Annotated in this window: 8 protein-coding genes; 2 read left to right on the top strand and 6 right to left on the bottom strand. The window is 75.9% G+C overall.

Features of this window, described 5'->3' with window-relative positions; genetic code table 11:
* The 3 genes from GPJ59_RS27315 to GPJ59_RS27305 all read right to left on the bottom strand — a co-directional run.
* A partial coding sequence (locus GPJ59_RS27315; protein ID WP_308120513.1) for an SAV_2336 N-terminal domain-related protein occupies window positions 1–2311 on the bottom strand: 2311 nt, incomplete at its 3' end.
* Window positions 2311–3441 carry an AAA family ATPase gene (locus tag GPJ59_RS27310; protein WP_219670363.1) on the bottom strand — a complete coding sequence of 377 codons (1131 nt, stop codon included), beginning with the start codon at window positions 3439–3441 and terminating at the stop codon, window positions 2311–2313. The genes GPJ59_RS27310 and GPJ59_RS27315, both read right to left, overlap by 1 nt.
* Window positions 3438–5183, bottom strand: a complete 1746-nt coding sequence (locus GPJ59_RS27305) for a VMAP-C domain-containing protein (RefSeq protein WP_219670362.1) — start codon at window positions 5181–5183, stop codon at window positions 3438–3440. Before GPJ59_RS27305 ends, GPJ59_RS27310 begins: the two co-directional genes overlap by 4 nt.
* Before the next feature lie 194 nt (window positions 5184–5377).
* Here GPJ59_RS27305 and GPJ59_RS27300 point away from each other — a divergent pair, with 194 nt between their 5' ends.
* Both GPJ59_RS27300 and GPJ59_RS27295 read left to right on the top strand, forming a co-directional pair.
* On the top strand, window positions 5378–5581 hold the full coding sequence (locus GPJ59_RS27300; protein WP_219670361.1) for a DUF5988 family protein: 204 nt from the start codon (window positions 5378–5380) through the stop codon (window positions 5579–5581).
* 98 nt (window positions 5582–5679) lie between these two features.
* Entirely contained in the window at window positions 5680–6180 is a 501-nt protein-coding gene (locus tag GPJ59_RS27295) for a pyridoxamine 5'-phosphate oxidase family protein (protein WP_219670365.1), read from the top strand.
* 86 nt (window positions 6181–6266) lie between these two features.
* Here the strand turns inward: GPJ59_RS27295 and GPJ59_RS27290 are convergent, their stop codons facing one another.
* The 3 genes from GPJ59_RS27290 to GPJ59_RS27280 all read right to left on the bottom strand — a co-directional run bounded on the left by GPJ59_RS27290 (window position 6267) and on the right by GPJ59_RS27280 (window position 10285).
* Entirely contained in the window at window positions 6267–7745 is a 1479-nt protein-coding gene (locus tag GPJ59_RS27290; protein ID WP_258024996.1) for an aldehyde dehydrogenase family protein, read from the bottom strand.
* 11 nt (window positions 7746–7756) lie between these two features.
* Window positions 7757–9562 carry an asparagine synthetase B family protein gene (locus GPJ59_RS27285; RefSeq protein WP_219670360.1) on the bottom strand — a complete coding sequence of 602 codons (1806 nt, stop codon included), beginning with the start codon at window positions 9560–9562 and terminating at the stop codon, window positions 7757–7759.
* 156 nt (window positions 9563–9718) lie between these two features.
* The gene (locus GPJ59_RS27280) at window positions 9719–10285 is read right to left on the bottom strand and encodes a hypothetical protein (protein ID WP_219670359.1); all 567 of its coding nucleotides are present in this window, start codon (window positions 10283–10285) and stop codon (window positions 9719–9721) included.
* Window positions 10286–10457: the final 172 nt, after the last annotated feature.

The following is a 10457-nucleotide window of genomic DNA, read 5'->3' as shown; positions in this document are numbered from 1 at the left end:
CGGCCGGCCCCCCACCCCCTGCCCAGGCGCGCAACCCGGCCGCCGCCTGGGAGGGGCGGGCCACCCACCCGGGCCGGCGGCCGGGGCCCGCCCCGCGGGCCGGGCGGCCCCGGCCCCCCGCCGGCGGGATGCCCGGGGCCGGGAGCGGGGTGCCCGCCCCCGCCGACGTGCCCTTCCGGGCACCCGCGGCCGAGGCCCTGCTGATCGGCGCCCGGCCGGACGCGGAATCCTTCGCCGCGGCGGCCTCCGCCGCGCTCCGGGCGTTCGCCGCGGCGTTGCTGCGGGCGGCGGCGGCGGCCTGTTCCCCGGCGGAGGCGACGACGCCCAGTTGGAGTGCGCAGAGGGCGCCGAACCGGAGGAGGGGCACGAAGCCGGTGTACTCGAGGGCGGCTTGGCGCGCGTCACGGGGTCGGCCGCCCTGGCGTGGGCGGGGGACCAGGGCCGCGCGGCGGGCGTAGGGGCCGGCGAGCGCCTTGAGCACCGCCAGTTCGACCCGGACCCATGGCTGGTTGGCCGGCGTCGGCTCCGGCAGGGCCGCGCCCTCGGGATCCTGGAGTGCCGCGCGCAGCCGTACGCCGCGGTCGCGCGCGCTCGGCAGGTCGGCGAAGAGGTTCACCGTCCGGGCGAGCTGGGTGCGGGTCCCCGTGGCGAGCAGCGCCTCGCGGACCCCCTCGGCGAAGTCGGGCGAGCCCTCACCGGCCGGGCCCTCCCAGTCGATGAGCCCGCCCATCAGCAGCTCGGCCACATGCCCCGCGTCCGCCTCGGGAAGGGCCCGGCCCCGCAGCTCCTCGATCAGCTCGAACTCGAAGGGGAGGGCGGCCAGATGCGTGGCCAGCCGGCGTGCGGTCGGCGTGGCCAGCGAGAAGAACCGGCGTACGGCCGCGTCGGCCGCGTCGGTCGCATCGGCGGAGCCGGCCGCGGCGGTCCGCGGCGACCGCAGGCCGGGCGTCGGCCTACCCCCGGCCAGGGTTCCCGCGAGCAGGAACGGCAGGGTCCGGCGCACGCCGTGCTCACCGGCGACCAGGTCGGCCCAGGCGGCGAACGACTCGGGCTTCAGGCTGAGCACCGGTACGGGCACGGGCACGGGTACCGGGGCGGCGGCGGGTGCCGGAGCGGCGGCCGGCTCCGGGAGGCCACGACCCGGACCACCGGGACCACCGGGACCACCGGACGCGCCGGAGCGACGGGGATCGTCGGGCGTGTCGGGCGCGTCCGGGTGGCCGTACGGGAGCCCGATGCGCGTGTTGGGGGCGCCGAAGCCGCCCGCCTCCAGCTCGGCGCGGTACGGCGCGGCCGAGGAGCGGTGCCACAGATAGGTGGGCAGCAGGTGCACCAGCGCCGTGGGCCCGCTGCGCGCGAGCCGCACCAGCAGCTCGTCCGCGGCCGGCCCCGCCCAGCCGTGCGCCAGCCCGTCGGTCACGAGCAGATGGACGCGCGATCCGCGGGCGTCGAGCACCTCGGTCGGATCGCCGGTCCGTTCCCCCGGCCAGCGCAGCCGCGCCCTGCCCCGCTCGGGTAACTCCAGTCCGACCGTGCGCACGTCCCGGAAGGCGCCGCTGCGTACGGCCTCCACGGCGAGCGCCGTCACCCGGTCCGCCCAGATCCCCATGGTGGGCGCCCGGTCCACGAGCAGGACCAGGTCGAAGGCCTTCTCGGCGGCGGGGCGCAGATAGGGGATCCAGAGGTTGTCGGAGATCCCGTGCCGCGCCGTACGCTCCTCGTCCAGCTCCCGGCGGCTGCGTGCGGGCAGGCTGCGGCTCAGCCGGTGCAGCGCCTTCGCCAGCCGCAGCGGCGCCACCGGGCGGCGGCCGCGGCGCAGCCCGGCGGGCAGCACCGGCCCACGGGCGGCGACACCCGGGGCGCCGTCGTCCGGGTCGGACCCGTCAGGCACGGCGGGCACGACGGAGGAACCCCCGTCACCGCCGTTGTCGTCACCGTCACCGGTCTCCCGTGGCGCATGCGGGCCGTGCCCGGCCGCCAGCGGCGCAGGCATGCCGGACGCGGCCGACGACGACGGTACGGACTCCCCCTCGGAGCGCTCCTCCCCACCCGGCTCGGACTGCGGCGGACCCTGTTCCCCGGACGCCTCCGACAGCTCCGCCCCCTCCGGCTCCTGCGACCGCTCCGACGCCTGCGACCCGTCCGGCTCCTCCGGCTCCTCGGGCTCGTCCGGTGGAAGCGGTGTCGCTGCCGATCGGGCGGCCGCGAGCCACACGGCGTCGGCGATCTCCCGCCACGTCGGAGCGTCGGCGGAGGTCCCGGCCGACGCCTCACGGGCGTCGGGTGCGCGCTCCCTGGGTGTGCCGTCCATCAGCGGCCTTTCGCGAGGTCGCGCAACAGCAGTTCAATGAGCTTACGCCCGTGGGTGTCCGCCTGGAACCCCCCCGCTGTGGTCAAGTGCCCCGCATTGAGCAACTGATCGACGGACTGGGTGCCGCCCTTGGCCACCCGCCGCTCGAACTCCTCGACGAGCGTGTCCACCCCTTCCGGCCTGCTCCGCAGGTGGCTGACGACGATGGAGACGAGCTGCTCGCGGCTCGGCGGGCGCATCTCCAGCGGCAGGCACCGGCGGCGGAACGCGGCCGGAAACTCCCGCTCGCCGTTGCTGGTGATCACCACGAGCGGGAACTCCCGGCACTCGACGCGGCCGCCGACGATCTCGGCCCGGCCGCCCGGGTCGTCCGTGAACACACTGACGGCCGGCAGCGCGCTGCGCACCAGCTCGGGCACGTCGTAGCTGCCGTTCTCCAGGACGTGCAGCAGGTCGTTGGGCAGGTCGATGTCGCTCTTGTCGAGCTCGTCGATCAGCAGCACGCGCGGCCGCTCGTAGGCGAGCAGCGCCGTCCCGACCGGCCCCAGGGTGATGAAGTCCCCCAGGTACGGGGCCTGTTCACCGCCGACGGGGCGGGGCCCGGGCACGAGTCCCGCCGTGCCGCCCGCGTCTGCCACGCCCTCCGCCACGCCGTCGTGCACCCCGGCCCGCCACGCGGCGATCGCCTGGGCCCGGCCGATGGAGTCGTACTCGTACAGCCCGTCGCGCAGCGCCGTACGGCTGACGACGCTCCACTGGAGTACGCGCCCCAGGCCCAGTTCGCGGGCCACCAGATAGGCGAGGGTCGACTTGCCCACCCCGGGCGGCCCGGTCACCAGCAGCGGGCGGCGCAGCAGCAGGGCGGCGTTGACGGTGTCGATCTCCTCGTCGCCCAGGCTGGGGCGGGGGCCGTGCGCGCCAAGGCGGCGGTGGTCCGCCCGGTCGTCGTCGGCGGGCGCCGGCTGGAGCGGCTCACCCGCGAAGGAACGCCAGGGCGGTGCGGGCGGCACGGCCGGGGGATCGCCGTCCGGTGCGGCGCCGGTCGCGTGGAACACGCGCCAGGACGCGGGGGTGTCGGTGCCGGCTCCGTCGACCGCGGTGGCCTCCCGCTCCTGCTCGTACTCGGTCATGCCGGTACCTCCTCGCAGTCGATGAGCCTGAAGGGGTCATCGTAGAAGAACGCCACATACCTGCCCGGGAGTTGCGCGCCGTTCTGATGGGTTTCGGCCTTCGTGCGCAGCCGGTGGATGGTGCCCGGGAGCTGGGCGGTCGGGAAGGCGACCAGCATGTCGAGCGGGGCGCCGAGCTGCTGGCGCTGCGACGGGTCGCGCCGGTCCCACAGGGCCACCCCGATGCCCTCGGCGATCGCCGCCTTCAGCGGCTCCAGGCCCTGCCCCTCGCGGGCGGGGGCGCCGAGCGTGACGGCGGTCAGCAGCTGGTCGGCCACGAGCTGGTTGCGCCAGATCCGCAGCCCGGCGGCGCGGTCGGCGGCGCGGTCGGTGGCGCGGGCGGCACCGGACCTGTCGGTCGCGGCGGTGCCGTTGACGGTGCCGATCGCGCTGACGGGGTCGGTGCCGTCGGTGCCGTCGGTGTCGCCGTTGCCGTCGGGGTCGTCCGTGCCGGTCCAGGTCCACGGGTGGGGCCGGGCCGCGGCGGAGGACCGGAGCGTCTGCCAGCGCATGCGCCAGCGGCGCAGCTGCGCGGGGTCGCGGGTGCGCATCCGTTCCAGGCTGCGCAGATGGACGTAGTACCGCAGGCCGATGGGGACGGTGTCGGGCGCGTCCGCGTTCCGGCCGAGGCCCGCCACGTCGTGGTTGAGCATGGTGTAGGGCAGTACGAACTCGACGTGGATCGGGCTGAGGTCCTCGCCGTCCCGGTCGGCGTCCGCCCAGTACTCCTCGCCGCGGCGGATGGCCCGTTCCACCGCGGCCTCCAGGCTCCGCAGCGTGGCCCGTTCCAGACTGCCGGCCACCGGGGCCCAGTCACCGGAGACCCGGTTGACCCAGTGCCGTACGAAGATGTCCGGCGAGCCGTCCGGGGCCGGGTCCACCATGATGATCAGACAGCGCGGGGAGTCCCCGTCCGCGCTCCGCTCCGCACCCCGCTGGACGGCCCCCTGCGCACCGCGCTCCCCACCGCGCTCCGTACCGCCCCGGTCCCGGCTGCCGGCCGCCGCCAGGCCCTCGCGCCGCCGCCGCAGCGCATCGCCCGCCCCGGCCCCGGCCGCCGCGCCGTTCGCCCAGCCGTCGCACCAGTCGCGCATCCGGCGCCGGTCGGACTCACGGGGCGCGAGCACGGCGAGGAACTCCAGCATCACCACCGCGGGCGGCAGCCCGTCGGCCTGCGCGTTGAGGTCCAGCAGGTGCTCGAAGAGCTCCACCGGCGTGAGGTGCCCGGGCAGTTCCAGCCGTAACTCGTGCGCCAGCCGGTCGCGCAGCCCGCGCCGGTCCAGCCCCGGCTGCCCGGCGACCAGGGCGCGCGCGGCCTTCACGTCCCGGTCCTCGAACGCCCCGTGCAGCAGCAGCCCCGCCGCCGGCCCGGGCGCCCAGACCGCCTGCACCCGCTCCCGCAGCTCGCCCGCCGTGTCGCTGCCCTCGTGCAGGCCCACGGCGTAGACGAACGCCTCGACAGCCGCCTCGACACCCGCATCGACGTCGTCGGACCGGCTCCGTAACACGATCTGCACCAGGGAGACCATGTCGCCGCGCGCGTCCTTGCCGGGCAGGTCCACGGCCAGTTCCAGGTACTCGCCGACGCTCTGCCCGAACAGCACGCGCTGGCCCGGATCCCGTACGCAGTCCAGCCGGCACAGCTCGTCCACGAGCACCAGGCGCAGCTGCGCCTTCCGCGCAGGCGGACGCGGTTCGTTCATCACCACCGACCATCCCCCAGGAGCCGGCACGAGTCCCTTTGTGGTTCGCGAAGCTACCACGGCCCCAGCACCGCCACCAGATGATCAGGCGGTCGCCCGTACGGCCGTACGCAGGACGGGTGCATCGGAAGGAATTCCGCGGTGCGGGCGGGGCGGCGGTGGCCGACCCGCGGTGAGCGGGTGAGACTGGGGCCATGGCGAACAAGGCGCTACTGGAGGGCGGTCCGGCCGATCTGCCGGAGCGGGTCGTCGAGGTCACCGTGCCGGCCGGCGAAGACCTGAAGATCCCGCACCGCGGCGGCTACGAGCACTTCAGGCCGGCGGACCGCGAACAGAACTCCCCCGAGGGGCCGCTTCCGGTCTACGAGTGGTGGGAGCGGACGGAGATCGCCGAGTGAGCGGTGCCGGTGCCCGTACCGGAGCCGGGAGCGGCGGTGACGGCGGCGACGGCGGCGACGGCGGTGGTGGCCGGGCAGCCGGTGGGCCCGGTCCCGGGGTGCCGCGCGCCGAGCTGGACGAGCGCTACAGCAGCTCGGCCGCCGAGCCCCTGCCCTGGAGCGAGGCCGTCACCCGGTTGGCGGACGCCGAGGTGTACTGGCTGACCACCGTACGCCCGGACGGCCGCCCGCACGTCACCCCGCTGATCGCGGTCTGGGCTGACGGCGCCCTGCACTTCTGCACCGGCCCCGACGAGCGCAAGGCCCGCAACCTGCGCACCAACCCGGCCGTGGTCCTCACCACCGGCCGCAACACCCTCGACGAGGGCGTGGACCTGGTCGTCGAGGGCGACGCCGACCGCGTCTCCGACGAGGTACGGCTGCGCGGGCTCGCGGCTGCCTGGGAGGCCAAGTACGGCCCCGACTGGCACTTCGACGTCCAGGACGGGGCCTTCGCCAACCCCCAGGCCGGCCGCGCCCTGGTCTTCGCGGTCGCCCCGCGCACCGCCTTCGGCTTCGACAAGGGCGAGCGGTTCGGCCAGACCCGCTGGCGCTTCTGACGATCGGCGCCGCCCGGCGGTGTCTGCGCGTCGGCGTCCGTCCGGCGGCGTCCGTGCGTCGGCATCCGCCTCGGACCCCGTCGAGCTCAGACCCCGTCGAGCGTCCGGCCCAGGCGGACCGTCACCGTCTTCGGGCGCTGGTACTCGTGGAGGGCCAGCGTGCTCAGGTCCGTGCCGTGGCCCGAGGCGCCGCGCCCACCGTGGGGGAGCTCCGCCGTCTGCACCAGGTGGCAGCCCAGCCACGCCTCTCCCGCGTCCAGGCGGGCCGCCAGCTCCAGGCCCAGGTCGAGGTCGGCGGTCCAGACGCTGGCCGCCAGCGCCTGCGGCACCCCGTTCGCCATGGCCAGGGCCTCGGCCACGCCGTCCGAGTGCTGGACGGTCAGCAGCGGGCCGAACACCTCTTCCGTGACCGCCGGGTCATCGGCCGGAAGGTCCGCCAGCAGCCGGGCCGGACGCCAGTGGCCGCCCTCCTCGCCCGCCGCAGGCGCCACCGTCCCCGCCACGTCGTACCCGGCGGCCGAGGAGGCGACCAGCGCGTCGTAGCGGGCCGCCTGGTCCGCGTTGTTCAGCGGACCGAAGTCCCGGCCCGCCACGCGCGCGCCCAGCGCCTTCGTGAGCCCGGCGACCACCGCCTCGTAGTTCTCCGTGAGGGTGATCACCCGGGCCGGGGCCGCGCAGCTCTGGCCCGCGTTGTACGTGACCGCCTCCGCGAGGGCGGCGTACGTGTGGGCGGGCGCGTCCGGCAGCACGATGACCGGGGCGTTCCCGCCCAGCTCCAGGCTCGTACGGCGGATGCCCGCCCGGGCCGCCACGTCCGCCCCCGCCGCGCCACTGCCCGTGAACGCGAGCATGTCCACGTCGGATGCGACCAGCAGCCGTCCCGTGAGCCGGTCGCCCGGCAGCCACCCCAGCACGCCCGGGCCCAGTGCCGCGGCCGCGTGCTCGGCCAGCAGCTCCAAGGAGTCCGGCGTGGTCTCGGCGGGCTTGGCCACCACCGTGTTGCCGGCCGCCAGCGCCGGTGCGCACCGCCAGGCCGCCATCAGCAGCGGGTAGTTCCACGGGAGGACCGCCCCGACGACCCCGACCGGTTCCCAGCGCACCCAGCTCTCGTGCCCCGGCACCAGATGCCCCGCGGCGGGTGCGGTCCGGGTGCGGGCCGCCGCCGCGTAGAAGCGGAACAGGTCCGCCACCTGCTCGAGCTCGCCCGCCGCCTCCGCCTCCGGCTTGCCCGTACCGGCCCGCTCCAGCGCCGCGTACCGATCCACGTGCTCCTCGACCAGCCCCGCGAGCCGGTCCAGGCGCCGGCCCCGCTCCTTCGGGGTCAGCGCGCGCCAGCCGGGCAGCGCGGCGCGGGCACCGGCCACGGCGGCCGCGACCTCCGGCTCCCGGGACAGGGGCGCCGTACCGCGCACCCGCCCGGTCCGCGGGTCGATCAGCTCCGTCGTCGTCGCCGTCGCCGTCGCCGTCGGCGTCGTTGTCATCGCCGTCGGCTCCGCCACGGCACCCGTCGGCCCCGTCGCCGTGCCCGTCGTGCCCGTCATCGCGTCGGGTCGTTCCCCCTGCATGTCCCGGCTCCTCATATCTCGTACGACCTCAGCCACAGTTCCAGGGTCAGCACCAGCCACAGCTTTCCGCCCTGGCGCGGCAGCAGGCTCCCCTCACCCTTCAGCCAGGCACGGATCGTCTCCGGGCGGAACAGGCCGCGCTGGCGTGCCTGCCGTCCCAGCAGCAGCTCGTGCCCCAGCTCGCGCAACGGTCCCGTCAGCCACTGCTGCACCGGTACCCGCATCCCGCTCTTCGGGCGGTCCACGACGGTGTCCGGGAGCAGGTCCCGGACCGCCTCCTTCAGCACCCACTTCTCCGCCGTCCCCCGCAGTTTGAGCGTGGGGGGAGTCGCGAAGGCGTGGTCGATCACGGTCCGGTCGAAGAGCGGCGCCCGTCCCTCCACCCCCTGCGAGGCGGTCAGGCGCTCCACCTTGGTCAGGATGTGGTGGGCGCCCTTGGTCCGCAGGTTGCAGTGCAGGAGCTGGTTGAGGAGGTGTTCCATCCGGTACGGGCTGTCCGGTCCCGGCATCAGGTACGGCTCCACGAAGCGCTGCGGGCGCGGGGCGTCGCGCAGCGCCTCCAGGGCCGGGGCGGTCAGCAGCCGCGGCAGATCGGTCCAGCACTTGCGGTACGACCGCAGGTACGCGGTCGCCCGGTCCTCGTCCCAGGGCGCACCGGGCGAACGGTGCATCTCCTGCACCAGCATCGGGAGGTTCTTGGGGCCGCCGAACACGGGGTCGCCGCCCTCGCCGTTGAGCACGACCGAGGCGCCGTCGGCCGCTACCGCCTCCGCCAGCATCAGGTTCGGCACCGTCAGCGGATCGCCGACGGGGCTGTCCAGCAGTGCCGCGGCCTCGGCGAGGCGGGCCGCAACGGCCTCGCCGGAGACGGTCAGCACCCGGTGGCGGGTGTGGCAGTGGGCGGCGACCAGGCCCGAGTAGCCCAGTTCGTTCGGCAGGTCGTCACCGAAGCTGATCGAGTACGTGTGGACCGGATGGGAGTGGAGTTTGGCGGCGAGGGCCGTGACCAGCGAGCTGTCGATGCCGCCGGAGAGCAGGACGGCCGCGGGCTCGGCCTCCGGCAGCCGGCTCGCGGTGGCCCGCTCCAGCAGGGACCGCAGTGCCAGGACATGGCAGGCCGGGTCGTCGTCCCTGTGCTGCTCCCCGTTCTGCTCCCCCGCGAGCAGCTCGCGCGGCTCCCAGTACACGCTCTCGCCGACCGAGCCGTCCCGCCCCAGCCGAAGCACCCGGCCCGGCAGCACCTCCCGTACGCCGGTCAACAGCGTTTCCTCACCGGGCAGATACGCGAACGTCAGGAAGGAGCGAACCGCCGCGAGGTCCATGGACGCTCCCAGCGCGGGCCAGTGCCGCAGTGCCCGCAGCGAGGTCGACGCCGCCCAGGCCCCGGCGGCCCGCGCGTAGAAGACCGTACGGGCACCCACGTGGTCGCGGATCAGGACCAGGTCCGTCCCGTCCAGGACGGCCAGGGCGAACATGCCCTCGGCGAGCGCGATCCCGTCCTCGCCGAGCAACGCCCAGCAGTGCAGCAGCAGTTCGGCGTCCGGACAGCCGGGCGGCGGCGGGTGCGCGCCGGGCCGGGCTGCGGCCGCGAGCGCGGCGAGCAGCGCCGGGCGGTTGTGCAGGGTGACCTCGCCGACCGCCGTGAGGCCGTACGCCGTGAACGGGCCTTCGGCGCGCCCGGGTTCGTCCGCGACCAGACCGAGCGCGGCGCCGGGCAGCGCGGTCGGGGACGGCTCCGGTCCGGCCGAGCCCAGCGCCGCCAGATGGGCGTGGGCGGCGGCGGTGGTGTCGGCCAGACAGGCGGACAGGCGTGCCACGGACGGCTCCCTTCCTTCGTGGTGCGGTGGTGCATGGTGCGGATGTGCGGGCGTGCGGGCAGTGCTGTGGGCGGCGGGGCGCTGCGGCGCAGGCGGTGCTGCCGCGGCGGGCGGCGGAGGCTGCGGCTGGCCGGCCCGCCAGCCGGCCGGTCCCGGTCAGCCGAAGTCGTCGTCGCTCCAGGTGTCGTCGTCGCCCTCCCAGCCGGCCTCCCAGCTGTCGTCGCCGCCCGAGTCGTCCCCCGCGCCGCCCCCCGCGTCCCCGCCCCCGTCACCACCCGAACTCCCGGAGGAGGACGCCTGGTTCTGCGCGTGCCGTTGCCGCAGCGCCTCTTCCTCCTCCGGGGTCATGCTCAGCGGCGGCAGCTGCGCGGCCGTGATCGCCAGGGCGGCCACGCCCAGGCCGGCGAGCAGCGCGCCCATCCGGCCGCCGAACGAGGTCCGGTTCACCAGCACCGTCTCGCCGCGCCCCCACAGGGTCCGGCCGTAGCCGATGTCCCGGGCGTAGACCACGGTGCCGTCGGACAGGGTGCGCTTGATGATGCGGTCGCCGAGGAGTTCGTCGGTGCCGGAGGCCCCCTGGTTGTCGGGCCAGTGCACCAGGCGGGAGCCGGCGGAGGCGTCGGAGCGGCGCCGCCACTCCTCGCGGCCGTCGTCGTACCTGCGGTGCACGCTCGCGTCGGCGAGCAACTCGTCGGTGTAGCCGATCTCTTCGGGCCGGTTCATCGTGTGTGTCCTCGCGTGGGTGGAGGGGTCATGCGGAGGGCCAGGTCAGGAAGCCGCTCTCGCGCAGCTCGCGCAGGCCGGACCGGAGCGAGCCGCGTACCGGCCGGCCCCCGCGCGTCTGGCGCAGCACGGTGCGCAGCAGCCGCGCCGGCGGCACCGCCGCCGCTCTCCC

The organism is Streptomyces bambusae (assembly GCF_019400985.1).
GTDB classification, from domain to species: domain Bacteria; phylum Actinomycetota; class Actinomycetes; order Streptomycetales; family Streptomycetaceae; genus Streptomyces; species Streptomyces bambusae_A.
Note: the sequence above shows the minus strand (reverse complement) of the source record. Positions and strands in the feature narration are given on the sequence as shown.

Excerpts from the sequence above, each read along its gene's own strand:
- GPJ59_RS27280 (WP_219670359.1), bottom strand. The coding sequence starts at position 10,285 with ATGAACCGGCCCGAAGAGATCGGCTACACCGACGAGTTGCTCGCCGAC.
- GPJ59_RS27305 (WP_219670362.1), bottom strand. The coding sequence starts at position 5,183 with ATGAACGAACCGCGTCCGCCTGCGCGGAAGGCGCAGCTGCGCCTGGTG.
- GPJ59_RS27290 (WP_258024996.1), bottom strand. The coding sequence starts at position 7,745 with ATGCAGGGGGAACGACCCGACGCGATGACGGGCACGACGGGCACGGCG.
- GPJ59_RS27300 (WP_219670361.1), top strand. The coding sequence starts at position 5,378 with ATGGCGAACAAGGCGCTACTGGAGGGCGGTCCGGCCGATCTGCCGGAG.
- GPJ59_RS27310 (WP_219670363.1), bottom strand. The coding sequence starts at position 3,441 with ATGACCGAGTACGAGCAGGAGCGGGAGGCCACCGCGGTCGACGGAGCC.